The 24,616-nt window shown below is 72.3% G+C and carries 23 protein-coding genes and 1 pseudogene; 6 read left to right on the top strand and 18 right to left on the bottom strand.

The annotated features are described in order from the left end of the window. Nucleotides 1–978: 978 nt before the first annotated feature. The 5 genes from N801_RS07630 to N801_RS07610 form a co-directional block, all read right to left on the bottom strand. On the bottom strand, nucleotides 979–1,644 hold the full coding sequence (locus tag N801_RS07630) for a response regulator (RefSeq protein WP_035935756.1): 666 nt from the start codon (nucleotides 1,642–1,644) through the stop codon (nucleotides 979–981). Continuing rightward, a complete protein-coding gene (locus tag N801_RS07625; RefSeq protein WP_169744226.1) occupies nucleotides 1,641–3,695 on the bottom strand; it encodes an ATP-binding protein in 2,055 nt (684 codons plus the stop codon). The genes N801_RS07630 and N801_RS07625 overlap by 4 nt, the downstream gene beginning before the upstream one ends. 30 nt (nucleotides 3,696–3,725) lie before the next feature. Continuing rightward, nucleotides 3,726–4,520 carry a hypothetical protein gene (locus tag N801_RS07620; RefSeq protein ID WP_035935752.1) on the bottom strand — a complete coding sequence of 265 codons (795 nt, stop codon included), beginning with the start codon at nucleotides 4,518–4,520 and terminating at the stop codon, nucleotides 3,726–3,728. A gap of 101 nt (nucleotides 4,521–4,621) precedes the next feature. Continuing rightward, the gene (locus N801_RS07615; RefSeq protein WP_035935748.1) at nucleotides 4,622–6,037 is read right to left on the bottom strand and encodes an FAD-binding oxidoreductase; all 1,416 of its coding nucleotides are present in this window, start codon (nucleotides 6,035–6,037) and stop codon (nucleotides 4,622–4,624) included. Nucleotides 6,038–6,148: 111 nt separating this feature from the next. Continuing rightward, complete coding sequence (locus N801_RS07610; protein ID WP_035935744.1) at nucleotides 6,149–6,565, bottom strand: Rid family hydrolase; 417 nt, start codon at nucleotides 6,563–6,565, stop codon at nucleotides 6,149–6,151. Between the two features lie 138 nt (nucleotides 6,566–6,703). Here N801_RS07610 and N801_RS07605 point away from each other — a divergent pair, with 138 nt between their 5' ends. Next, a complete protein-coding gene (locus N801_RS07605; RefSeq protein ID WP_035935741.1) occupies nucleotides 6,704–7,846 on the top strand; it encodes a helix-turn-helix transcriptional regulator in 1,143 nt (380 codons plus the stop codon). Nucleotides 7,847–7,906: 60 nt separating this feature from the next. Here N801_RS07605 and N801_RS07600 read toward each other — a convergent pair whose 3' ends face one another. Both N801_RS07600 and N801_RS07595 read right to left on the bottom strand, forming a co-directional pair. Further along, nucleotides 7,907–9,043 carry an acyltransferase family protein gene (locus N801_RS07600; protein ID WP_035935739.1) on the bottom strand — a complete coding sequence of 379 codons (1,137 nt, stop codon included), beginning with the start codon at nucleotides 9,041–9,043 and terminating at the stop codon, nucleotides 7,907–7,909. Between the two features lie 15 nt (nucleotides 9,044–9,058). Then, nucleotides 9,059–9,766 carry a DUF998 domain-containing protein gene (locus tag N801_RS07595; protein WP_084108471.1) on the bottom strand — a complete coding sequence of 236 codons (708 nt, stop codon included), beginning with the start codon at nucleotides 9,764–9,766 and terminating at the stop codon, nucleotides 9,059–9,061. 234 nt (nucleotides 9,767–10,000) lie between these two features. Between N801_RS07595 and N801_RS19670 the strand changes: the two genes are divergently transcribed. Further along, on the top strand, nucleotides 10,001–10,717 hold the full coding sequence (locus tag N801_RS19670; RefSeq protein ID WP_052112734.1) for a M10 family metallopeptidase domain-containing protein: 717 nt from the start codon (nucleotides 10,001–10,003) through the stop codon (nucleotides 10,715–10,717). Nucleotides 10,718–10,765: 48 nt separating this feature from the next. Here the strand turns inward: N801_RS19670 and N801_RS07590 are convergent, their stop codons facing one another. After that, complete coding sequence (locus N801_RS07590) at nucleotides 10,766–11,200, bottom strand: MarR family winged helix-turn-helix transcriptional regulator (protein WP_035935736.1); 435 nt, start codon at nucleotides 11,198–11,200, stop codon at nucleotides 10,766–10,768. An 84-nt stretch (nucleotides 11,201–11,284) separates the two neighbouring features. Here N801_RS07590 and N801_RS07585 point away from each other — a divergent pair, with 84 nt between their 5' ends. Further along, on the top strand, nucleotides 11,285–11,908 hold the full coding sequence (locus N801_RS07585) for a mycothiol-dependent nitroreductase Rv2466c family protein (protein ID WP_245618287.1): 624 nt from the start codon (nucleotides 11,285–11,287) through the stop codon (nucleotides 11,906–11,908). 19 nt (nucleotides 11,909–11,927) lie between these two features. Continuing rightward, entirely contained in the window at nucleotides 11,928–12,602 is a 675-nt protein-coding gene (locus N801_RS07580; protein ID WP_035935797.1) for a maleylpyruvate isomerase family mycothiol-dependent enzyme, read from the top strand. A 6-nt stretch (nucleotides 12,603–12,608) separates the two neighbouring features. Here the strand turns inward: N801_RS07580 and N801_RS07575 are convergent, their stop codons facing one another. The 5 genes from N801_RS07575 to N801_RS07555 form a co-directional block, all read right to left on the bottom strand. Next, complete coding sequence (locus N801_RS07575; protein ID WP_035935730.1) at nucleotides 12,609–13,559, bottom strand: glycoside hydrolase family 130 protein; 951 nt, start codon at nucleotides 13,557–13,559, stop codon at nucleotides 12,609–12,611. After that, nucleotides 13,534–14,538: a glycosyltransferase family 4 protein gene (locus N801_RS07570; RefSeq protein ID WP_035935726.1), complete on the bottom strand. Its 1,005-nt coding sequence runs from the start codon at nucleotides 14,536–14,538 to the stop codon at nucleotides 13,534–13,536. The genes N801_RS07575 and N801_RS07570 overlap by 26 nt, the downstream gene beginning before the upstream one ends. 7 nt (nucleotides 14,539–14,545) lie before the next feature. Next, on the bottom strand, nucleotides 14,546–16,825 hold the full coding sequence (locus N801_RS07565; protein ID WP_035935722.1) for a glycosyltransferase: 2,280 nt from the start codon (nucleotides 16,823–16,825) through the stop codon (nucleotides 14,546–14,548). A 2-nt stretch (nucleotides 16,826–16,827) separates the two neighbouring features. After that, nucleotides 16,828–17,052 carry a hypothetical protein gene (locus N801_RS07560; protein ID WP_035935718.1) on the bottom strand — a complete coding sequence of 75 codons (225 nt, stop codon included), beginning with the start codon at nucleotides 17,050–17,052 and terminating at the stop codon, nucleotides 16,828–16,830. Between the two features lie 62 nt (nucleotides 17,053–17,114). Then, entirely contained in the window at nucleotides 17,115–17,729 is a 615-nt protein-coding gene (locus tag N801_RS07555) for a LysE/ArgO family amino acid transporter (RefSeq protein ID WP_035935715.1), read from the bottom strand. Between the two features lie 86 nt (nucleotides 17,730–17,815). Between N801_RS07555 and N801_RS07550 the strand changes: the two genes are divergently transcribed. Beyond that, nucleotides 17,816–18,682 (top strand): LysR family transcriptional regulator ArgP, encoded by an 867-nt coding sequence (locus N801_RS07550; protein ID WP_035935710.1) that lies wholly within the window; start codon nucleotides 17,816–17,818, stop codon nucleotides 18,680–18,682. A 5-nt stretch (nucleotides 18,683–18,687) separates the two neighbouring features. Here N801_RS07550 and arr read toward each other — a convergent pair whose 3' ends face one another. Continuing rightward, nucleotides 18,688–19,158 (bottom strand): NAD(+)--rifampin ADP-ribosyltransferase, encoded by a 471-nt coding sequence (arr, locus tag N801_RS21755; protein WP_052112740.1) that lies wholly within the window; start codon nucleotides 19,156–19,158, stop codon nucleotides 18,688–18,690. A 27-nt stretch (nucleotides 19,159–19,185) separates the two neighbouring features. Next, nucleotides 19,186–19,566: pseudogene (locus tag N801_RS21750) on the bottom strand (OsmC family protein); the annotation flags it as partial. 73 nt (nucleotides 19,567–19,639) lie between these two features. On the opposite strand from N801_RS21750, the gene N801_RS07540 reads away from it, so the two are divergent. Next, nucleotides 19,640–20,038, top strand: coding sequence for a hypothetical protein (locus N801_RS07540; RefSeq protein ID WP_156996603.1), 399 nt, complete (start codon nucleotides 19,640–19,642; stop codon nucleotides 20,036–20,038). 85 nt (nucleotides 20,039–20,123) lie between these two features. Here the strand turns inward: N801_RS07540 and N801_RS07535 are convergent, their stop codons facing one another. From N801_RS07535 to N801_RS07525, 3 genes are all read right to left on the bottom strand, one after another. Beyond that, the gene (locus N801_RS07535) at nucleotides 20,124–21,674 is read right to left on the bottom strand and encodes a PxKF domain-containing protein (RefSeq protein WP_035935702.1); all 1,551 of its coding nucleotides are present in this window, start codon (nucleotides 21,672–21,674) and stop codon (nucleotides 20,124–20,126) included. 230 nt (nucleotides 21,675–21,904) lie between these two features. Next, entirely contained in the window at nucleotides 21,905–23,227 is a 1,323-nt protein-coding gene (locus tag N801_RS19665) for a glycoside hydrolase domain-containing protein (protein ID WP_052112733.1), read from the bottom strand. Nucleotides 23,228–23,455: 228 nt separating this feature from the next. Further along, complete coding sequence (locus N801_RS07525; protein ID WP_052112732.1) at nucleotides 23,456–24,568, bottom strand: PLP-dependent cysteine synthase family protein; 1,113 nt, start codon at nucleotides 24,566–24,568, stop codon at nucleotides 23,456–23,458. Between the last annotated feature and the right edge of the window lie 48 nt (nucleotides 24,569–24,616).

Raw genomic sequence — 24,616 nt, 5'->3', positions numbered from 1 at the left:
ACCCCACCACGCCATGGGACTCATACCTCACGGACCCCGCCCGGGGATTTTGCACGCAGGGGGTTAGGGGTTCGAATCCCCTTGGCTCCACCGCAGGCAAAGGCCCGTTCCGCACGCCGCCGAAGGGCCTGCATGCTGCGGGCCTCTCACCAAGGCCGCGTCCTGGCCGGGGCCGCGCCACCGGGACCTCTCAGCCTCACGGTGCGTCACCATCGACGCCAGCTCCCGTGGTGCCTCGGAGCCGATGAGGGCAGCCAGCGGTCTCTCTCATTCAGCAGGCGAGGTCAGGGCCTCGGGATGGCGATGACCGGGGAAGCAGCCGAACCGGTGACCACGGGCGCGTCCGGGCCACGTCTCGCAAGCTCTTCGACCACCGAGCGAATCGGCGGTGAGTGCGAGGATGCTGGACCGCTTGGGCGTGGTGGTGACCCGGACGGTCCCGGATTACCCCCGTCCCAGGTCACATAGGGCACCGAGACAGCGCTGACCGAGATCGGTGCCCCGGTAGCGGCGTCAGCTGTGAGTTCCGCTCGCCACCGGCCGTCTCGATTGGGGGTGACGGGCTCCGGCGACACCCACCACGACACCGGTCGCCCCTCACCCGCGGGCCAGGCGATCGCCACCACTTGCGATCTGGCGGGGAAGGACGCCGACACGGAGCCGATGACGCTGACGAGAGTCCGCGACGGGGAGCGGGGTGAGAATGTTGCTTCGATGATCTGGATCGTTGCGGAGTCCTCGACGACGACATCCCCAGCAGAGCGTTCGGGTTCCTGCGAATCACGCGCGAGAAGGGAGCCGATGACACCAATGGTCGCTGCCGCAACGACTCCCACTGCCGTGACCGTCGCGACCTTGACCTGTGCCGATTGCTCGTTTCCGGGCCGACGTCCCACGTCATCCATCGTCCTCGGCGCTGGCGCCCGCTGTCCAGTGTCCGGACCAGGGAGCCATTGACTACGCGATCGGGCCGCGTACTCAGCTGACGGACGTTCCCTTGTCGAGTGCGCCCATGCCGGCGCGTCTCGCTCGCTGTACTGCTTCGGCACGGTCGGCGGCGCCGAGCTTGGTGAGGATCGTCGAAATGTGGTTGCGGACGGTCTTGTCCGAGAGGAAGAGCGCCTTGGCGATGCGACGGTTGTCGTAGCCCCGGGCCACGAGGTCGAGGACCTCGCGCTCTCGCTCGGTGACCTGGGGGAACGACTCCCGCCCCGGCTGCGCCGCCATGCCGGTGAACCAGGCGCCGAGCCGGTCAGCGACCGCGGGGCTGAAGACCGCACCACCCGAGGCGACCGTCCGCACCGCCTGGAGGAGGTCGTCTCGCCCGCCACCCTTGACGAAGAACCCACGGGCACCCGACCGCATCGCGGCGACCACGGCCTCGTCGTCGGCGGACATGGTGATGAAGAGGATCCGAGTCGTGGGTGAGGTCGCCACCACCTCCCGGGTCGCGTCGGCTCCCGAGCCGTCGGGCAGGTTGAGGTCCATGAGCACGACGTCGGGCCGCAGGTCTCCGGCGAGTGCGACGGCGGTGGCGACGTCGTGCGCCTCCCCGACCACCTCGATGTCGTCCTCGCCGGCCAGCGCCGCCCGCACTCCGTCGAGGAAGAGCGGGTGGTCGTCGACGAGCAGCAGCGACGTCATGCGGACTCCTCCGGGGTGGGGAGCACGGCGTGCACGGTCGTGCCGCGCCCGCCCTCGGGAGTGCTGAGGTTGAGGGAACCGCCGAGCTCCTCGGCCCGCCTGCGCATCGACGCCAGTCCGACACCGCGCACCGCATCAGCCGGTATGCCGGTGCCGTCGTCCTCCACGGTCACCGCCAGCCCGTGGGGCTCGGCGCTCAGGCGCACGACCACGTGGTGGGCGCGGCTGTGCCGCAAGACGTTCGCGAGTGCTTCGGCCACGATCCGGTATGCCACGGCCTCGGCTGCCGGGCCGACGTTGGGGAGCGGGCCGATATCGACCCGGACGTCGAGGCCGGGGGCGCTCACGCGGTCGGCGGCGAGCTCGATGGCACGACCGAGACCGAGGTCGTCGACGCCGGGCGGGCGCAGGCCCTCGACGATGTGGCGCACCTCGAGGACCGCCTGCGCGACACCGTTGCCGGTGCGGTCGAGCAGTTCTTGGGCCACCGGCTGGTCGACGAGACGCCGGGCCGACTCCACCTGCAGGCGGACCCCGGCGAGCGTCGCGCCCAGGCCGTCGTGGAGCTCACGACGCAAGCGTCGGCGCTCCTCCTCGCGCGCGTTGACGAGCGATTCGCGGCTGCGCTGGAGCTGCTGGTGCAGCTGGAGCGCGGCCAGTGCGGGAGCGACCTGGTCGGCCACGCGGCGCAGGATCTCGGTGTCGCGCTGCCCCAAGGAACGCTCGCCGGGGCGCGGCGCGACCCGCAGCCGACCGACGACCTCCCCACGGTGGCGCAGGTCGAACGCCTGAGGATCGGCACCCACGGACCCACCGCTGTGCGCGACCTCTCGCCCCTGACCACCCACGTCGAGGACGACCTCGGCGCCGCCGAGTCGGAGGGAGGAGACGACGGAACGGCATACGACGTCGGGGACCTCGGCCACGTCGAGACCGGTGGCCGCGAGGTCCTCGCCGAGCCGGGAGAGCACGGCATACGGATCGGCGCGGTCGCCGTAGTAGAGCCGGTCGACGCCCGCCGAGAGCCGCTTGGCCAGCGGCTGGAGGACGACGCCCGTGACGCCGGCGGCCAGGGCAGCGCTCGTTGCGGACTGGGCACCGAGGATTCCGCGGAGCAGCGCCAGGACCGTGACGTAGAGCCCGGCGAGGCACACCGCCAGGCTCGCCGCGACGAGAGTCCGGCGCACGGCGAGATCGAGGTCGTAGAGCCCGTGCCGGGTCACCGCGACACCGATCGCCACGGGCAGCAGGAGGACGGCGACAGACTGAGCGAGGACGTTCCACGGCGCGGGGATCGCGCCCTGTGCCAGCGTCACCCCGAGCACCAGGGCGGCAGGCACGAGAAGGACACCGACCTGCTGGCGGGCCACCCCGCGGGCGCGGAACAGCCGGATCGCCAGCGCCACCAGACCGGCAACGAGCGCAGGGGCGACCAGCGCAGCCCCCGGCAGGGTCAGCGCCCGGGCGACCGCCTCCGAGCTGACCGGCTTGTCGACCGGCACGCGCCCGGCGAACGGCTCGGGATAGAGCCCGACCCCGACCGACAGGAGGACGATCCCCACGACCGCCGCTCCCGCCGCGACCTGCCAGAAGCGACCGGGCAGTAGCCCGTCGGGATAGAGCAGCGGCACCAGCGTGAGCAGCGGGAAGAAGCCCGGCACCCACAGCCACCCCTGCATCTGCACAAGGAAGGCCGTCGAGGCGGCGTCCGCCGGCAGCACGAGCGCCAGCGCCGTGCACAGCCCCGCCAAAGCAGCCGCCACCCCGCTGACGAGCATCACCCGCCCGAGCCGGCGGACCCCCGGACCGACCTCGGCCACCGAGATGAGCCCGGCGATCACCGGGAAGCCCACTCCCACAGCGGCATCGACGAGCACCTGAGGCGCCGGAGCCAGCGACCAGACGCCACCGGTGAGCACGATGACCGCCGCGGCCACCGAGGCCACCACCGCCAACCCCGGCACGACCATTACCGCCGGAACCAACGACAGGGAGACGCCACCGACCCCGCGCCGCCGAAGCGGTCGCGGGGTGGCGACGGGCGTTGCCATGCGCCGCAGTGTAGGCATCGTCGGCCCTGCTCAGGCCGGGTTTCGGGAGAGTCCGAGGCGAGGGAGCACGAGCGCCAGGGCGCCGAGCCCGAGCACCGTCACCGACCAGGCGACCGACTCATTGAGCACCAGACCGGCCGAGCCGATGAGGGCGCAGCCGCCGCCGACCCAGGCGAACAGCCCGCGGACCCGCGGCACGATGGCCCCCAGCACCGCCAGGACGGTGAGGACGAGCGTCACCCACGCCATGTCGAACAGGTGCGGGTTCTGCACGTGGTAGCCCGTGGTGGTGGCGAGCTGCTGCTGGAGCTGGTCCACGGCATACGGCACGAGCACGGCGGCGAGGACGAGGGCGAGCGGCGTGAGGAACGGGTCGAGCGAGACCCGCGCCCGCAGCCGTGGCCGCAGCGGCAGCGCCGCCCAGACCAGCGCCCCGGTGAGCGTGACGATGACCATGAGCGAGCGGGCACCGCCGCCTGCCGAGACCGCCGCGGCGACGAGCCCGACCCCGGCGAACGCGAGGTGGCGGTAGCCCGCGGCGGTCGACGGCCGCTCGCCCCTCCACCCCGCCCGCACCATCGGGACCAGCGCGCCGAGCCAGAGCAGAGCGAGGAGCAGGCCCTGCCCGGTGAGCTGGTGGAAGCGGTGGTCCGCCTCGGTGCCGGTGACGAGCATCGCGGTGATGCTCACGGCGAACGACGTGGGGAGGGCGCAGGCGAGCAGCCCGGTGAGGGCGACGGCGGCGCGACGGCCGCGGCCCGGACGGGAGGCCTCCGGGGCGGAGACCTCGGTGGACGGGGAGCTGGGGAGCTGTGTGGTGGTCATGGATCCACCGTCGTGCGCCCACCGTCCCGGGGACATCGTCGAGATGTCCCGACGATGTCCCGGGCGCGCCCCTGCGGCACCCGGGACACCGGCTCGGCGGGTCAGCCCGCCGAGCGACCCCGGCCGGGCACGGGGTGGTTCGCGGCGAACAGCCCGTCGGGGTCGACCGCTGCGCGGATGGTGCGCAGCCGCTCGAAGGCCCCGTTGCCGTATGCCGTGCTGGTGTCGGTCCGCTCCTCGGTGAAGTTGAGGACCGCGGTGCCGCTGGCCCACGGCGCGAGCGCCCCGACGACGGCCCGGCCGTCCGCCTTCCCCTGCTCGGCCATCTCCGGGGTCGCGGCGATCGCGACGAAGAACCCGGCATATGCACCCTGCAGGCGCGGCAGGGCTCCGGCGTCCGGGTGCTTGCGACCCAGCGCACCACCCAGCTGGCGCAGCTCTGCGGCCAGCAGCGACGTCGTCGACCCCGGCCCGACCTCCGCGAGGAAGGCCTCGATCGCCTCCTCGGGCAGCTCGTCGAGCACCGTCGCCGCGGCGACCGCGGGCGTCGGGCCCTCGGGGTCCATGTGCAGCCGGGTGAGCGTCGCCGACGGGACACGGGTGAACGTGTCCATCTCGGGAGCCAACGCCCGCAGTGGCGCGAGCAGCGCCTCGGCAGAGGCGTCGTCGGCCAGCACGGCCCCGTCGATGACGACGAGCTGCCGACCTCGCAGGAACGGCGGCAGCTCGGGCATCGGCGGCAGGCTCATCACCCGCAGCGACGTCGTCACCGAGTCGGGTGCGGTTCGTGACCAGGCCGCCCAGGCCCGCACCACCTCGGGGGCGCGCTCGCGGTCCCAGAGGAGCATCCCGGCGTACACGTCGGGGATCGGGTACAGCCGGAACTCGATCGCGGTGACGACGCCGAAGTTGCCACCGCCGCCGCGCAGGGCCCAGAACAGGTCGCGCTCGTTGCGGGCATCGGCGCGCACCAAGGACCCGTCGGCGGTGACGACCTCGACCGCGGTGACGCTGTTGGTCGCGAGGCCGAGCGACCGGGCGTACCAGCTGAGGCCGCCGCCCAGGGTGTAGCCGATGACGGCGACGTCGGGCGACGAGCCGTGCAGGGCCGCGAGCCCGTGCGACGCCGCGGCCTCGACCACGTCCTGCCACAGAGCTCCGCCCTCGGCGCGGGCGATCCGGGCCTCCGGGTCGACGCTCACGGCCGACATCTCGTTGGTGCGCAGCAGGACGACGTCGCCGAGCGGCTGGTCGGCGAGGGCACCGGCGTTGTGCCCGGTCCCTTGGGGTGCGACGCGGAGCCCCGCAGCGGCGGCGGCGCGAACAACGGAGACGACGTCCTCGACGTGGCGCGGGAAGGCCACGGCGGCGGGCCGCTGGTCGACGGCGACGTTCCATGGCATACGGGCGGTGTCGTAGCCGGGGTCGCCGGCGAGGTGGACCGCTCCTCCGCACAGGTCGCGCAGCGAGTCCGCAGGAGAGACGGGGGTGGGGTCGAGGGTGGTCTCGACGGTCATGGTGGGAGTCCTTCTCTGGTGGAAGCGAACGGAACCCTCGGTGTGGGCCCGACGCGGAAATGGGGGTGGGGTGGGGTGGTGCACCGGGACAGAAGAGCCCGCAGGCTCGGCTCAGATACGTCCCGGCCGGCGCGGAGTGCCCAGAGCCAGGCCGTCGAGGGCGACGAGCATCCCGTCGACGGGCAGGGCGCAGACGCCGACGACGCTGAGGGCGGGGGTGGCCCCGACCTCGTCGAGCCGGTCGGTGAGGACGTCGAGGACGTCGAGCACCGCGGCCAGGTCGGTCGCGCTGACCCGGAGCTGGGCGAGGTCGGCGGGCTGGAGCCCGGCGCCGACGACCGTCGCCTCCACGAGGGCCAGCGCCAGCGCGAGCTGGGCCGCCGGGTCCTCGGCGTGGACGAGCTGGCCCCGGTCGTCGAGCGAGCCGTGGGCGCCGATCGGCAGGATCGCCTCGGGGGCGCGGTGGAGCCGCCCGAGAGGCAGCCGGCCGAGGGGGCTGACGGTGGAGGTGGTGTCGCTGCTCGTCATGCCGACAAGGTTCGAGCCGACTCCGTATGCCGCACCATCCCTCACGACCGGGGACCTTCCGTCCCACTGTGGTGGGCCATCGGACACCCCACTTTTGTGGGATGGCGCACCGCCGCGCCCGGCCGCCACACTCCGAGGATGGCCAGAGGACTGACCGCCGAACGCGTGCGGAGGGACGTCGAGGTCGTCGCCCACGCCGGCCTCGACATCGACACCTTCCTCGCGGAGGCCGTCGAGTCCCTGCAGCGCGCCGTCCCCCACGTAGCGGCCTGCCTGGCGACCGTCGACACCAGCACCGAGCTGCTCACCAGCACCCGCAAGTTCGGCGACCTGCGCGGCAAGGACGACCACGACCACGAGTGGGGCTTCATTGAGTACGGCACTGTCGAGCCGACCGGCTTCCTCGAGATGTCGCGGACCGGGATGACGGCTGCGGGCGTGCACGCCACCCACGGCGACCTCGAGCGCTCGCACCGGATGAGCGCCTTCATGAAGCCGCACTTCGGCTACGGAGACGAGCTGCGGGTGCTCTTCCGCGACCACGGCCAGGTCTGGGGCGGGGCGGCCCTGTTCCGGGAGCCGGAGAGCCGGCCGTTCGAGGCCGACGAGGTCGCGTTCGCCGGGTCGCTGTCAGCGGTCTTCGCCGCCGGCGTGCGCACCGGGCTACTGGCGCGCATGGTGACGGCCGCACCGGCGCCGTCGACCGGGCCGACGGTGCTCATCGTCGGCGCCGACGACGAGATCCGGCAGATGAGCATGGGCGCCGAGGAGCGGCTGCGCGAGCTCGAGAGCCCCACCCACAACGTGCGGTGGACCGGCATCATCAGCTCGCTCGTCGCGGCCGCCCGGCGCTACGCCCGCGGCGAGACCACCGTGCCACCCCGCAGCCGGGTCCGCGCCCGCAGCGGCATGTGGCTCGTGCTCCACGCGACACCCCTGATGGGCCCCGGTGGTGTGAGCGGGGACGTCGTCGTCACCGTCGAGGAGGCCCGCCCGCCCGAGATCGTCCCGCTCGTCGTCGCGGCCTTCGGCCTCACCCAGCGCGAGCGCGACGTCACCCAGCTCGTCCTCCAGGGCGTGGACACCAAGGAGATCGCGGCGACGATGCACGTGTCGACGTACACGGTGCAGGACCACCTGAAGTCGGTGTTCGACAAGGCTGACGTGCGCAGCCGCCGCGAGCTCATCTCCCGCATCTACTTCGACCAGTACGTCCCGCGGATGGGCGCCGAGCTCGGCCCGTCCGGGTGGTTCACCTCGACGGCGCCCGCCGGCGCGTAGTAGCGGCCGACCCCTGTCCCCGGCAGGGCCCGCCACGTCGTCCGGGCCAACCCGGGTCGGCTACAGCACCGAGCGCACCCCCGGGAGGCGACTCACGGCCCGCCCCACGACGAAGCAGCACGGCACCCCGACCGCGACGACGAGCAGGAACTTGACCTCCGCGGCGATCGGGATGGGGCTCAGGGCGACCATGACACCGGTGAGCACCAGGGGGTGGAGCAGGTACGTGGCGTAGGAGGACCGGCCCGCCTTCCTCGTCCACGACCGATCACGGGTCCACCGTCGGCCGAACCACTGCAGGCACCAGATGGTGAACGACACCGAGACGAGCCCGTAGGCCGCGGCGAAGACGACCCCCTGCCACGCCATCGTGTGCAGCACGTCGTTGATGTCCTCGTCGCCGGTTGACGCCATGAGCGCCACGGCCACGACCACCCCGACCACGGTCAGCCAACCCCACCCGCGCCCGGCACGACCCTGCGGAGCGATCGCGGCGGTGAGCCCGTCCGACGCCTCGCGGCTCTCGCCACAGGCCACCCCGAGGGCGAAGAGCCCGAGTCCCTGGGGCCAGGCTCCGAGCCGGACACTCATGAGCTCCTCGTCGAGCAGCGACGCTGAGGGCCAGACCAGCACCGCGGCGATGGTGATGAGCGCGCCCGCCGCGAGCAGCGACGCCATCCCGGGCGCAGACGAGCTCCGCGGAGCGGGGCGCACAGCCCGCAGGCCGGCATACGCCAACGAGGCGACGAGGAGGACGACGACGAACCAGGTGATGGAGAACTCCGTGTCGGCGAGGTGACCGAGGAACGAGCGCCGCTCCCGTCGCACGCTGCCGACCAGGTCGGCCAAGGGGTTGATGAGCAGCACGAACACCGCGAGCGGCACCCCGAGACGGACCACCCGGTCGAGGGCGAAGCGGGCCGGTCCGCGACGGCGCAGGGACCCCACGGAGAACCAGCCGGCGAGCCAGAAGAGCGGCCCGAGCCCGAACACCCCGCCGAGCAGCGCGGGGACCGCGAAGAGCGCGAAGCCGACGCTCGTCGGGTGCAGCTCGTCGTGGTAGTACCAGTCGGCGACGTCCGTGACGTAGGCCGTGGCCGTGTGGACGACGACGACGCCGGCGATCGAGGCGATCCTCAGGTTGTCCACCCACGCGACCCGAGTGCCCGTCGCCCTCGTGTCGGTGAGTGTGGCCACGACATCCCCCCGGAGTCAGGCGGGGCGCTGAGCGCGGTTGCGCCGCAGGAGAACCACGCTGGCGACGCCCATCCACAGCAGCCAGGCGCCCATCCCGACGCGTTCCAGCAGACCCATGTACGGGGTGGGGTCGCCGGCCTCGATCCTCTCCACCTGCGCGCTCAGCCTCCCGAACACGAGCGCGGTCGCCAAGGTCACCCCGGAGTAGACCCGGAACCGCCAGCCGAACCCGACGGCGAGCGCCACCACGTAGGACGCCACGAACAGGCCGGTCCCCGCCGCCAGCACCAGGTGCATGGTGTCGGCCGAGGTGGCCCCACCGGCGGCGATCACCTCACGCCTCGACATGGGCGCGACGATCCAGAGCAGGCTCGTCACGCCGTGCGCGGCCACGAGCGCCCCCGCCACCCGCACCGAGCGCTTGCGCAGGGCGGACCGCCACATTCCCACGCCGAACCCGACCTGCAGCAGGGCGAACACGGGTGAGAGCGCCATGAGGAACGTCCGTGTCGGGGCGCCGGTGGCCGACAGCTCGCTCACGGCCTGCGACATGCGGTCGTACCCCTCGTATGCCGTCGCCGCGATCACGTCGTTGGCGACCGGGTAGAGCACCGCGTAGATGGTGCCGCACGACAGCAGGACCTGGGTCGGCCCGAGGTGACCCGCGCGCTCCAGGACACCGTGCCGCGGTCCGTGTGGCGCCGGTCGGGTGGTGGTGGACATGGTGGCCTCCTCCGGCGGGTGATCCGGATTCCTTCTGTGTCCACGCTTCTCCCGTATGCCGTCGCGCTGGCAGGGACCTACGTCCCCGAACGCTCGTGCCCGGCTGGCAGATCCCCTTCCCTTGACACCCTCCTCGCCCAAGACTAGGACGGAGGCAACGCCTCGTCGAGGCCTCGGCGGGTGGGGTGCAGGACCGGCCGGTGGCTGCAGCACGGCTGCCGAGAGGAGCAATCCATGTCCCTTCGCAGACTCATCGCCCTCATGAGCATCGGGCTCCTTCTCGCGCTCGCGGCGCCGCAGGCGGCCCAGGCCGGACGGCCAGGACCTGGCGGTCCCGGTGGGCAGAGCGGCATCAGCTGCAACCTGCCCGAGTCCGACGCCGAAGCCCTCGTCATCCTCAACAACTACTACCCGGGCTACTGGTGGGACCACACCGACCTGACGATCGCCGTCCAGGCGCACCCCAGCGCCACCGAGGAGCAGATCGCGGCCATCCGGGGTGCGATCGCCACGTGGAGCAGCGTGCTGGACGAGTGCTTCGACGGGCTGATCACGCTCACCGACGTCACCGGGTCCAAGCGCAAGGCGGCCGACATCGTCGTCCACTACGTGCCGACCGCCGGTGGGGTGGTGTTCGGGGGCTACGCGCTCTGCGGCGACCACGGCTGCCCGAACATCATCGTCCGCTCCGACCTCCCGCCCAGCCTGGACCGCGACCCCTACGACCCCGAGTACCTCGGCTGGGTGACCCTGCACGAGATCGGCCACGCCCTGGGGCTGGGGCACGCGACCAACCTGCTGGAGAGCACCGACCTCATGGGCTACGGCTGGCCCGACCTCGGGGACCCGGTCCTGTCGCAGTGCGACATCGAGGCGCTGGCCTTCGTCTTCGCCTGGGCGCTGGAGGGCGCCGAGCCGTACCAGCCCGCCGAGGGACCGTACGTCTGCTGAACGCGGGACCGCTCGACCGACGAACCCCAGCGGCCTGCCGGGAGCGACCTACCGATAGGGGTCGGTGATCTCCCGGAGCGAGGTGAGGGCGTCGCGCAGCTGCGCCATGCGCTTCGGGCCGAGGTGCGCCTCCCACTCCGCCTCGATGCGAGCCTCCTCCGCCCGGGCGAGCGGGATGATGGCCTCGGCGCGGGCGGTCATCCGCACCAGTCGCGCCCGACCGTCGGTGGGGTCGGGGACCCGCTCCACGTAGCCGGCGCGCTCGAGCTTGTCGACGATGGCGGTGGCCGTCTGCTTGGCGATCTGCGCGCGGTCGGCGAGGACGCTGAGCCGGGTGCCTCCCGGGTCCAGACCCATCGCGAGCCTGCTCTGCGCGATCGTCACGTCGGTGAAGCCGGCGTCCTGCAGCGTCCTGAAGATGCGGTCGGCGGCGGCTCGCGACGCGATGAACATCAGCAGGCTGGTCGGCAGCTCGCGTTCCATCAGACCCCTTCACATAGTCCCATGAACGAACTATAGTAGTTCGATCATGGGACTATCCTAGCGAGGTGGGTCGAGATGACACCCGTGAACGACACGACGGTCGTCGACCTCTGGTTCGACCCCGTCTGCCCCTACTCGTGGACGGCGTCGCGCTGGCTCCACGAGGTCGCGAGGAGCAGGCCGATCCAGGTGCGGCACCACCTCATCAGCCTCTACTTCCTCAACGAGCACCGCACCGACATCACGCCGGAGTACCGCCGCTCCACCGAGACCACGCGCGGCCCGGGCCGTGTCGCGATGGCTGCGGCCACCCGTTTCGGCGAGGAGGTCCTGGGCGGGTTCTACACCGCCTTCGGTGAGCGCGTCTTCGACGAGTGGCGCCGCCCGAGTCCGGCCGAGTACCACGTCGCCATCCGTGGCGCGCTCGCTCAGGCCGGCCTCCCCGCCGACCTCGAGGACGCCATGGAGTCCGACGAGCACGACGAGGCCCTGCGACGCAGCCACGACACCGGCCTCGCCCTCGTCGGCGGCGACGTCGGCACCCCCATCACGTGCATCGACGGCCGCGCGTTCTACGGCCCGGTGCTCAACGCCATCCCGCGAGGTGACGACGCGCTGGCCGTCTTCGACGGCGCACGGCTGCTCGCGGCATACCCGCAGTTCTTCGAGCTCAAGCGCACCCGCCTGAGCCCGCCCGTCTTCACCTGAGGGAGGAAGAATGTCCACGATGACGGCAACCCAGGCCGACGCGGTGTGGGCCGCGATCGACGACCAGCGCGAGCGCACTGCCGACATGCTGGAGCGCCTGACCGACGAGCAGTGGGAGCATCCGTCACTGTGCGACGGCTGGACCGTCCGTCACGTCGCCGCCCACCTCACCCTCCAGCAGTCGGGCTTCCGTGACGTCGCAGCCTTTCTGGCCCAGCACCCCGGGCTCCTGCGCAGCGTGACGCTCAACCGGTCCATCCACGACTCCGCGGTCGTCCAGTCGCAGCTCCCCACCGAGGAGGTCGTCGGCCGGATCCGCGGCATGATCGGTTCTCGTCGCCACAACTTCTTCGTCACCCCGCTCGAGACCCTCTGCGACATCCTCGTCCACAGCCAGGACATCGCGATGCCGCTGGGCATCGAGCTCGCGATGGCGCCGGCGGCCTGCGAGACCGCGGCGACGCGCAGGTGGGACACCCGCCGGAGCTGGATGTCCGCGGTCTTCCGCCGGCTGCCGCTCGACGACTACCGCCTCGTCGCCACCGACACCGGGTGGACCCGCGGCCACGGACCGACGGTCGAGGGCCCGATCGGAGCGCTGCTGCTCCTGCTCACCGGTCGCGCCGCCGCACTGGACCGGCTCACCGGGCCCGGCGCCGAGACGCTGCGCGGCGCCCTCGACGCCGGGCGCTGATGAGCGCTACTCGGACCGCGACAGGAGGTCGAGCACCTCCGACAACGTCGACTCCGCCATCGCGATGACCGAGTCGGCACCGCCGTAGTAGAGGCGCAGCGTGTCCGTGAACGGGTCGTGCAGCCAGCCGCACGGGAACACCACTCCCGGCACGTCGCCCTGCAGCTCGTACGGTTTGACCGGCCCGAGGAACCACTCCCGCGACCGCTTGAGCACCACCCGCGGGTCCTCGAGGTCGAGCAGCGCCAGCCCGACGCGGTAGAGCTGGCCGGCGACCGTCTCCCGCACGCCGTGGTAGGCCACGAGCCACCCCGCGGGTGTCTCGATCGGCGGGGGTCCCATCCCGATCCGCGCGCTGTCCCACATCCCGGCCCGCGCTCGGAACACCGGTTCCGGGGCCAGCCAGCTCCGCAGGTCGGTCGAGCGCGACATCCAGATGTCGGCGTGGTTGCCCATCACCGTCCGCGGGCGGTGGAACAGCACGTAGTGGTCGTCGATCCGTCGGGGCAGCAGGGCCGCGTTCTTGTCCTCGGGTGGGCAGACGACGCCGATCCGCTCGACGGTCCGGAAGTCCTTGGTCGTCGCCAACGCGACCGCGGGACCGGTCGGTCCGTACGCCGTGTAGGCGATGACCCACGCGCCGAGCTCGTCGACCCGGGTCACCCGGGGGTCCTCGACGCCCCACATCTCGGCGGGGTGGTCGTGGGACGCGTGGACGAGGGGCTCCGGCTCGATGGTCCACCCGCTGAGCCCGTCCGCGGAGCGCGCCACGCTGAGGTGGCTGTGACCCTCGAAGTCCTCGACCCGGCATACGAGGACCGTCTCGCCGTCGTCGTGCGCGGCCGCCGGGTTGAACACGGCGTTGACCGGATACGGCCAGTCGTCGGCCGTGAGCAACGGGTTCCCCACCGCCCTGCGGAAGACCCTCTGCTCACCCGGCCGCCACGACTCTGGCATAGACACCAAGGTAGTCCTCCACCATCCGGGATGCACTGAATCGGGCGACCGCGCGCTCGCGACACCGGTGGCGGTCCAGGGCCACCGCGGTCCCGACCGCGGCCACGGCCTCGTCCACGTCGGACACGAGGCAGCCGGTGACCCCCTCGTCGACGACCTCGGGCATCGAACCGCGCCGGAACGCCACCACCGGTGTGCCACAGACCATCGACTCGACGACCGACAGCCCGAACGGCTCGTCGAAGGCGACCGGGTGCAGCAGTGCCGCGGCCGCACCGAGCACCCGCGCGCGCTCCGTCGGCCCGACCGGACCGACGAAGTCGACGCGGTCGCCGTCGACGTGCGGGGCGACCTCTTCGTCGAAGTACCTCTCGTCGTGGACGATCCCGCACAGGACGAGGCGTCGACCCGCCCGCCGCGCGATCGCGATCGCCTCCGCGACGCCCTTGTCGGGGTGGATCCGGCCCAGCGAGACGAGGTCGTCGCCCCCCGGCCCGAACGGCAGCGCGTCGACGTCGACGCCGTGGTGGACGGTGGCGACGTAGTCCAGGTCCGGGGACCGGTCGGAGTCCGAGATCGAGACGTACGCGGACCTCGCCCGTCGGTAGGCGGGGAGTATGCCGGGCGCGGAGAAGCCGTGGATGGTCGTCACGAGCGGTGCCCCGAAGGCGTGCGAGAAGGCGAGGGGCAGCCAGTCGAGGTGGTTGTGGACGAGGTCGAAGTCCCCGGAGCGCGCGAGGACGTGGGCGACGTGGAGCGCCTCCCAGACCCGCCCGTCCATGTCGGGATCCTCGGAGTACCCGTGCGGGGCGACGGCGTCGAGCCTCGCCCGGGTCCGGGAGTCGGCGGTGGCGAAGAGGGTGACGTCGACGCCCCGGTCCGCGAGCCCGTCGGCGAGGAGCCCGGCCACCTGCTCCCAGGGTCCGTAGTGCTGAGGCGGGGTGCGCCAGCTGATCGGGCCGAGGATCCCCACCCTCACCGAGCCGTCACTCGTCCCCTCCGGAGGGCAGCAGGTCGACGGAGTCCAGGGCCAGCCAGGCCTGGAAGTAGGCCAACGTCGACTCGGCGCCCTGGTTGAGGTTGAGGCCGCGCGGGCCGACCCCGTCGTGGCACCCGCCGGTCTCGTCGTCGTAGAGCGCCAGCCCCCAGCGGTTCCGGCCGTGGAACCACGCGAAGGCGTTGCGGGCCCGGCGGGCGAAGACCCGCGAGCCGGTGGCGCGGTAGGCCTCCACGCACGCCTCGACCAGCGCCGCCGCGTCGATGCACTGCTCGTCGCCCTCGTCCCAGTCCGGGTCGTGCGGGTCGTGGGGCGCCGCCTCGCGCCGCCGCCAGTGGTTGCCGACGAGAACGACGGCGCCGGAGTCGACGGCACACTGCCCGCAGTACCACTCGAGCGCCTCCAGCCCGAGGCGCAGCTGCTCGGCGTGGCGTTGGGAGGCGCCGGCGGCGATGAGCGCCTGCGCGAGCCGCCCGTTGTCGTAGGTGAGCTCGTCCTCGAACCACTCCCACTCCGGGGAGGCGTTGGCGGTGTAGCGCGCGGCCAGCTCGGCGGCGAGGTGTCGCAGGAGGCGGCGACCGGGCTCGTCCAGGTGCTCGCCCGGGAGGCGCGCCAGACCGAGGACGGCGAACGCGGCTGCCCGGGGGTCACGCAGCGACGGCTCGGTCGAGACGATGTCGTGCAGCAGTCCTCGGGCCCACGGGGCGACACCGCCGGGGTCGGCCGACAGGTCACCGAGGGCCCAGATCGCCCGGCCGAGATGGTCACCCGGGTGCGGCTCGTCGAGCCATGGGCCCGAGACGTCCCGGACGTTGCGCATCTGCCCGCTGACGTCGTCCCAGGCCTCGTCGAGGAACGTCATGCAGCGGCGGACGACGAGGCCCAGCACCCCCGGGTCCGATCCGGGCGCGCGCCGCTCCAGCGCCGCGGCGACGAGCCCCAGCCGGGTGACGTCGTCGACGCAGTAGCCGGTCGACCGGTCGGGCTCCCGGCCGACGGCGTGCTGGACGATCCCCCCGACCTCGACGAGCCGCAGGAGGTGGGTCAACGGCGGGATGGCCCGCAGCGGGACCGACCCGTTGGTCGCCGTGGCGAGCACCTTGGTCATCTCCCGGCCCACCTCGGGCCAGGTGTACTGGCTCCCGACGCGGTAGGCGGTCCGCGATGCCTCGCGCAGCACCTCCTCGTCACCGAGCAGCTCGACGAGGGCGGCGGCCGTGCCCCCGGGGTCGTCGAACGCGACGAGCCGGCCGGCGCCGGTCGACAGCAGCTCGGTGGCGTAGAAGTACGGCGTCGAGACGACCGCGCACCCCGCGACGAGCGCGAAGGTGAGGACGCCGGACACCACCTGCTCCGCGTGCCGGTAGGGCGTGACGAAGACCTCCGTGTGCGTGAGGAGGTCGCGGATCTCGTCGTCGGTGAGGTAGCGGTCGAGGAACAGGACGTGCTCCTCCAGGCCCAGCTCCGCGGTGAGGCGCTGCAGCCCCTCGCGGTAGCGCTCGCCGTCGTGGCGCACGATGTCGGGGTGGGTGCGGCCGGCGACGACGTAGAGCGCGTCCGGGTGGGCGTCGGCGACCGTGCGCATCGCGCGGATCGCGACCTCCAGCCCCTTGCTCGGTGACAGCAGCCCGAAGGTCGACAGCACCCTTCTTCCTTCGTATGCCGCGAGCTCCGGGATCGCGGACAGCTGCGTCTCGCGGGTCGGCATCCCGGTGGAGGGCCGGAACGGCTGGAGGTCCTCCGGCGCGCCGTGGTTGACCACGGCGACGCGGCTCCACGGCACCAGCCCGCTGCGGACGAGCTGGTCGCGCGCGAGCGCCGTGAACACGGTCACCTGGGCGGCGCCGTCGACGACGCCGCGCAGCACGGCGCGCTGGCGCGGGCTCGGCTCGAGCAGCAGGGTGTGCAGGGTGACGACATAGGGCACGGTGAGCGCGGCGAGCAGGTCGAGGAGGTGACCCCCTGCCTCCCCCCCGAAGATCCCGTACTCGTGCTGGACGAGCACGACGTCCACGCCGCTCTCGTTGAGGACACGGGCGGCGCGCGAGTAGTCCTCCCGGTCGTGCTGGCGCAGCGTGAGCAGGACCTCGGGCCCGTGCGGGCCGTCCGGGTCCGGCTCGGCGAGCGCGCCCGGGGAGTCGTCGAGCACCGCCGCGATGAGGACCTCGACCGAGCTGTCGGCGGCGAGGACGGCGTGGCGCAGGTCCGTCGTGAACGTCGCCAGCCCGCACCGCCGGGGCGGATAGGTCGAGAGGACCGCGACCCGCATCGTCACGTCCCCGACCCGTCGTCGGGGTCGCGCCCGCGCCGGCGCGCCTGCGACACCTCGTCGTCGCCGGCCCCGGTGCCACCGGCCCCGGTGCCACCGGGGTCCCGCTCGAGCGCCCCCTCGAGCCGCTCGAGAGGGTCGACGTAACCGGGTGGGGGCGGGGGGTCCGGGGTGACCGGGGGGAAGGTGGTGCCGTCGGGCCGCAACCGGGACGTGTGGTGGTTCATGACTGTCTCCTCACCCTTCTTCATTCCCCGAAGAGGGGGCAGTCAAACCGTGGAGTGACGGTTCACACTGCGCCGCGGAGCAGGAACGCGGCCAGGGTGAGCATCACCACGCCGATGCCGATGTCGAGCACCTGCCACGTGCGGGGGCGGGCGAACCAGCGCGAGGCGAGCCGGGCGGCATACCCGAGGGCGGTGAACCACCCCACGCTGGCGACGCCGGCACCCAGCCCGAACCACCAGCGCCCGGTCGGGCCGTGGGAGGCGCTGAGGTTGCCGAGCATGAGCACCGTGTCGAGGTAGACGTGCGGGTTGAGCCAGGTGAGGGCCAGCGCCGTCAGCACGGCGGAGCCCTTCGCGGTCGCCGTGCCGGCGACGAGGGCCTTCGGCGTGCGTGCCGCGAGCAGCGAGCGCACACCGAACCAGACGAGGTATGCCGCTCCGCCCAGGGTGAAGACCCGCAGCACGGTCGGGTGGCTCTCGACCAGGGCCCCGACCCCGACGACCCCGGCGACGATGAGGGCGAGGTCGCTGAGGGCGCAGATGGCGACGACGACCCCGATGTGGTCACGCGCGACGCCCTGGCGCAGGACGAAGGCGTTCTGTGCGCCGATGGCGACGATGAGGGAGAAGCCGGAGACGAGTCCGGCGAGGACGGTGGTGAGGATCGTGGTGGTCATCGCAGTCGACGCTAGGTCGTGGCTGAGGTGAAGGCCAGCGAAGGATTCACGGGGCTCCTTAGCCAGACTTCATCTAGGATCGCCCCGTGCAGGCCGACCAGCTCAAGGCGCTCCTCGCCGTCATCGACGGTGGGACCTTCGAGGCGGCCGCGCGACAGCTGCACGTCACGCCGTCGGCGGTGAGCCAGCGGATCAAGGCCCTCGAACAGTCCCTCGGCCGGGTCGTCGTGCGCCGCGGCCTGCCGTGCGAGCCCACGACCGTCGGCGAGGTGCTCGTCCGGCTGGCCCGCCAGCAGCACCTCCTCGAGCAGGAGGCCCGAGCGGCGCTCGACGAGTCCGCCGCCCCGCGAGAGCTCCCGGTCGCGGTCAACGCCGACTCACTCGCCACGTGGTTCCGGCCCATCCTGCGCGAGGTCGCCGACTGGGACGGCGTCGTCCTCCGCCTCCACGTCGAGGACGAGGGGCACAGCCACGAGCTGCTGCGCGCCGGCACCGTGCTCGGCGCGATCACGTCCAACCCCGTTCCGGTGCAGGGCTGCTCGGTCGAGCAGATCGGCGGGATGCGCTACCTCCCGGTGGCGACCCCCGCGCTGCGGGACCGCTACTCGTCCGGGCGCGGAGTCGCGTGGGGCCGGATGCCGGTGCTCCGGTTCAACGAGCACGACGAGGTCCAGGACCGGGTGCTCCGCAGGCACGGGGTGGATGACGGGGCGGCGCCACCCGCGCACCGCATCCCCTCGTCCGAGGGGTTCGCCGAGGCGGTGCGGGCGGGCCTCGGGTGGGGCGCCCTCCCGCTCTCCCAGTGCGGCGACGACCTCGAGCGCGGGTCCCTCGTCAGGCTCGGCAGCCGCGACCACGTGGACGTGCCGCTGCACTGGCAGGCGTGGCGGCTGCGCTCCCCGCTGGTCGACCGACTCACCGCCGCCATCCGCGCCCACGCACCGGCGGGCTGACCGACTCAGCCGTCGCCGTCGCCGTCGCCGTCGCCGTCGACTCGGTCGTCGACGGCCTCGACACCCTGCCGGTCGAGCGCCGCCAGGTGCTCCCGCATCGTCTGGAGCACCTCCGGCGGGTGCGGCTCCCAGTCGAGCACCTCGCGCACGACGCGCACCGGGTGGCGGGTGCGGTACGACCGGGTCGGGTTGCCCGGGAACCTCATGTTCGTGAGGTTGGGGTCGTCCTCGATCGGGCCGGTCGGCTCCACCTCGTAGACCCGCCCCCGTCCCTCACCCACCGCGAGCTCGGCGCCCCACGTGGCCGCGTCGAGGGTGGCGCTGACGTAGACGTGGTTGGCCTCACGGCGCTCGCCGAAGTTCGAGGCGTAGCCGGGCACGAGGACGTCCCCCCCGACGAGGTCGGCCCTCGTGCCGTGGAAGAACGGCCCCGGGTCCGAGACTTCGGACGGCCGCGGCTCGTGGCCCGAGCGGATCCGGGCGCCGGTCAGCCGGACGAGCACGCCGTGGCGCAGCGCCGACGGGATCTCGGCCACGTCCTCGACCCTGGCGACGAGGTCGCGCAGCGCCGGCTCCGAGGCGTTGCTCTCGACCTCGATCCGGTAATCCACCCCCGTCGACTGGCACGGGTCCCCGCCGAACCCGCCGTCGGCGACCACCCGCACCCGGGTGAGCACGATTCCCCGGGCCTTCGCCTCGCGGAACAGGTCGTTCGACACGCAGCCCGCCACCGCCAGGTGGAGCAGGTGTCCGCCCGTGAACTCGTCCACCGACGCGCGGTTCCACTGGCCCGTGTGCCGGTTGCGCACCTCGAGGACCACGGGGCCGGCCTCCCCGATCGTCCCGTCGCCCGTGGTCTCCACCACTGCCTCGAAGTCACCCATGATCCGACTCTCCCAGAGCTCCGCGGAGCAGGTGTGGTCAACGGGGGTGCCCAGACCGGGATACCTTGCGAACATGAGCGAAGACTGCAGGCACGGTTTGAACCCAGCGTGGTGCGCCTCGTGCCGAGGTGACGACGACCGTGCGCTCTCGCCCGCAGGAGGCCGCAACGTCTACGGCGACGGCATGCAGGCCCAGGTGGACCGGCTGTGCCGGCAGCTCGCGATCCCCATGGTCAAGGTGGGCGCCCTGAGCACCCTGCCGCCCGAGGTCTTCGCCGCCGCGGCCAAGGCCTGCGGCGTGAAGGCGGGCACGATCCCCGAGACGGCGGCCGCCATCGCCGTGAAGTCCGGCGTGCGGTGGACCTCCGCCTGCGACAACCGGGCCACGCCGAAGGGCGCGGCCACCGAGGTCACCCGTGAGGGTCTCATCGTGCTCAACCGCGCCGTCGGCGTGATGCTCGCTCGCGCGTAGCTCCAGACGTCGACGCGCTCGTCAGCGCACCCCACGACAGCATGACGAAGCCCGGGGGAACGTTCCCCCGGGCTTCGTCATCGGGTCACTTGAGCGTGAAGTTCGCGCTGATCGTGGATCCGTCGTCCGTCGTCATCGTGACCTGGTAGCAGACGCCGGACTTTTTCGGGGTCTGCCAGTTCTGGATGAACTGCCCGCCGGTGGTGTCGTAGCGCAGGCTCGTGGAGCCAGTCGTGACGAGCTCGATGTCATCGGTGGTGACCCCGGTGTTGGGGCAGGCCACGCCCTTGACCACGAAGCTGTCGACGACCGAGATGTCCGTCAGCTCGGTCGTGCCGGCGTGGACGGTGAACTTCAGGGGCACGGTCGAGCCGCCCTTGACGCTGTTCCACGTGCCGCCCATGTCCACCGGCTGGCGGAACCCGCTGAGCGTCCAGGCGAGGACCGAGTAGCGGCGGGACTCCGTGGCGCTGTTGCCGGCGACGTCGTGCGCGGTGGCCACCATGGTGTGGTCTCCCACGGTCGTCGCGTAGCCGGTGACGGCGCAGTCGAGGGGACCGGACAGCGTGTCCTGTGCCTCACAGGTGGGTGCGGCGGGGACCGCGCCGAAGTAGTGACTGTCACCGTCGGCCGGTCCGCCGACCCACGAGAGGGTCGGGGCGGTCCTGTCGATCCTGATGCCGGTCTGGGTGTCGGACGCGGTGTTGCCGGTGACGTCGGTGCAGGTCCCGGTGGCGCCGAGGTTCGCGCCCTCGGTCGTGATGGTCTGGCTCAGCGTGGAGGCGGAGGCATCGACGGCGACGTTGTCCGTGCAGGACCAGGTGAGCGTGACGTCCGTGTTGTTCCAGCCCGCCTCGTTGGCGACGGGTGCCTGTGACTCGAAGGTGATGACCGGATTCGTCGTGTCGACGATCGTGTAGGTCGCCGAGCTCGTCGCCGTCAGGACATCGTCGCCGTCGCTGTTCCCGTCGTCGCTGTAGGTGCACGTCGCCGTCTGCTGCCCGAGGCCGAAGGCCGCGAGCGGTCCGGTCATCTCGCTCAGCGTCGCAGCAAAGGTCGAGTCGCCGTCCTCGGCGTCCGTCACGGAGCAACCGGCCACGGGGACGGCGCCGTACTCGTAGGTGCTGCCGGTGGAGACGCCGGTGACCTCGACGACGGGCGCGGTGTTGGTCTCGGTCGCCGACACGTCCACCTGGAACGCTGCGGGGGTCAGATTGAAGCTGGCCCCGGTGGTGTTCGCGGTCTGGCTGAGGCTCACCGTCGTCGACCCGGCCCTGACCGGGGTCACCGTGATGGTGGCGGTGGCGCTGCAGCTGGTGAAGGTCACGCTCGACGGGGACACCGTGGCGATGGTCGGGTCGGTCGAGGCCACGCTCACGGTGAGGCTCGTCTGTCCCGTGAGGTTGCAGCCTGGCTTGCCATCCGCCGGGTTGTTGCCCGTACCCGTCTCGTTCACGGACAGGGTGGTCGTTCCGTTGGACCCGCCGACGGTCAGCGGCATGATTTCCGCGTCCGCGTCGATCGAGGTGTCGAGGTTGTTGACGATGTCGTCGGCGGTGGCCGACGCTGAACCGAGGGCCATCGCGAGGGCGGTGATGGCGAGGACGGAGGAACGGCGGAGCAGGGTAGCGTTCAACGAGACTCCTGGGGGTGCAGACAGTCAGGGGCAGTGGGAGTGGGCGAAACCAGGAGCCGGGCCCGAGCCGAGACCCGTGTGATGCCCCGGACTCCGCCGGGCGAAAGGAAACGCAGCACGGTGGGGTGCACCACCACCATGAGTGGGTCGTCGACGACGCCGACACTACGGCCGTAGCCCGTCTGCGTCAGGCGAATAGGAAAATCGGGCTAGTCATTCGAGCCAGCGGCTCAGGGGCACCCCGGCACCGGCGCGCTGTAGGTGGTGTTCGACATGTTGGACACGTAGTAGTCGCTGACCCACCGGCCGCCGACGAGCTGGTTCCACACCCGTGTCGAGGCGACCAGCGTCCCGGCCTTCTGGCAGGCGACGTAGGCGAGGGCGCCGCCCTGCAGCGAGCCGTTGACGGCATACGTCGTGCCCGGTCCGGTGCGCGTGTTCACCGGCGTCCCGATGGTGATCTGCCCCGGGTAGGAGCAGCGCTGCAGCGGTGCGCTGAAGGTCGTCGTCGACGGCGTCGAGACGTAGCGGTCCGAGACGTAGCCGCCGGTGCTGATGCGGTCCCACACCGAGGTCGTCCCGACCAGCTGCCCGCGGGCCTGGCAGATCACCGACACGGTGGAACCAGAGGCCAGCGATCCGATGATCGGGTACGCGCTCGACGGACCGCTGCGGACGTTGAGGGACCCGGAGCTCGTCACGCGGTAGGGCCGGGCAACCGTGGCCACCGGGCCACGGATGATGTCGCTGTCAATGTTCATCGTCACGCCGCCCCAGGTCTCGTTGTGGTCCCCGCGGTACTGCTTCGCGCGCTGCCACTCCGCCCAGAGGCCGTTGCCGGCGGTCGGCCAGTTCACCGTGGTCGCGACGTTGTCCCAGCGCGCCATCCAGATGGCGTCCGGCCGCGCCAGGGTCGTCGACAGGTAGCTGGCCGCGAGGTCGCGCACCCCCGAGTCTTGGTGTGCGTAGACGCCGGCGAGGTAGCCAGACCGGTGCAGGGCCCGCGTCCACTCCGACACGTAGGTGCGCACGGCGGTGGTGCACCCGGCGGCGGCACGGTCGTAGTGCTCGACGTCGGCGTAGAGCGCGCTGCCGGGGAGCAGGCCGAGAGCGCGGGCCTTCGCGACGGCGTCCGCCCCGTCCGCTGCACCCCGGGCAGCCGCGGTGGCGGCGGTGAACCGGTAGGTCTTGGTCCCGAAGATGCAGAACGGCTGGTCACCCATGTACGTCGGGACGAGGAACCACCCACCCGCCGTCGCGCTCCGCACCCAGGCCGCCGTGAGGTTGGGCTGGGTGCAGGCTCGGTTGCGCCCGCCGAAGTAGATGTTGACACCCGCGTAGGGCGAGCGACCCTTCCACGCGGCGAGGCCCGTGAGCGAGGGCGCCGTGCACGTGTCGAAGAACAGCGCGGACACGCGTGTCGCCGACGACGCCGCGGGATAGGTCGCGGGGGTGCTCGGGTCGGCTGCTGCCGGGGTCGGCGAGGCGACCCCCATCGCGAGAGCCGCGAGGGCTGCGGTCGTCCAGGCCGCGACGCGTCGTGCAGGGCTCATGGTCCACCTCCAGCGGAACCGAGCCGGGCGCACGGCCCCACGCCTTCCATGATCCGCCTCGGTGGAGCCCGGCTGAAGAGGTTCGGACAACTCGTCCGGGCCAATTTCGGCGGCCCTGCTGGGAGCCGGGTGACTACGACCTCTGCCCGGCGCCCAGGGTCCTCACGAACGCGTCGTCTTCCGCGCGGTCGTGAGGACCGGGATCTCACCCGCGGAGCAGGGGCGGGCTCAGCCCAGCCAGACGCCGTCGTCCCACGCGGCCGCGAGCACGCCGGCATACCGCGCCAGGTCGTGACCCTTGCCCGCGACCCACTCGTCGGAGTTGTAGGTCTCGTCGTAGCGGTCGCCGCGGTCGCACACGAGCGTGACGATCGAGCCGCGCTCGCCGGCGGACTGCATCTCCGCGGCCAGCCGCAGCGCGCCGTAGATGTTGGTGCCGGTCGACGGCCCCGCGTGGATCCCGGTGCGTTCGCGCAGGAACCGGGTCGCCGCGATCGACGCGCAGTCGGGCACCCCGAGCATCCGGTCGACGACCAGCGGCAGGAACGACGGCTCGAGCCGCGCCCGCCCGATCCCCTCGATCCGCGAGGGCTCGAGGCGGGCCTCCCCGTCGCCCTGCCACGCCGGCAGGAACGCCGAGTGCTCCGGGTCGACGACGCAGACCCGGGTGTCGAGCGCCTGGTAGCGCACGAACCGGCCGATCGTCGCCGAGGTCCCGCCGGTGCCGGCGCCGACGACGATCCAGGTCGGCACCGGGTGCTCCTCGAGCGCCATCTGCTCGAAGATCGACTCGGCGATGTTGTTGTTGCCGCGCCAGTCCGTCGCCCGCTCGGCGTTGCTGAACTGGTCGAGGTAGACGCCCCCGGCCTCGTCCGCCACCCGCCGCGCCTCGTCGTAGACCGCAGTGGGGTCCTCGACGAGGTGGCAGCGCCCGCCCTCCCGCTCGATGAGCGCGATCTTCGCGGGCGAGGTCGTCGAGGCCATCACGGCGACGAACGGCACCCCGAGCATCTGCGCGAAGTGCGCCTCGCTCACCGCCGTCGAGCCGGACGACGCCTCGACGACGGTCGTGCGCGGGCCGATGATCCCGTTGCACAGCCCGTAGAGGAAGAGCGAGCGCGCGAGCCGGTGCTTGAGGGAGCCGGTCGGGTGCGTCGACTCGTCCTTGAGGTAGAGGTCGACGCGGCCGCAGCCGGGCAGGTGCACCTTGATGAGGTGGGTGTCCGAGGTCCGCGTCGCGTCGGCGCGCAGCTTGCGGATCGCGCCCTGCACCCAGGCCCGGTCGGGCTCGGTCCGCAACCCGGTGTCGACGAGGGGGGTCGGGGCGGTCGGCGATGACATGCGGCTCAACCTATCGACGCCCCTGCCCGCCCACCACCAGCCCCACGG

This window comes from Knoellia aerolata DSM 18566, from assembly GCF_000768695.1.
Lineage (GTDB): Bacteria > Actinomycetota > Actinomycetes > Actinomycetales > Dermatophilaceae > Knoellia > Knoellia aerolata.
The sequence above is the reverse complement of the archived record's forward strand: the minus strand, read 5'-3'. Positions and strand labels throughout refer to the sequence as shown.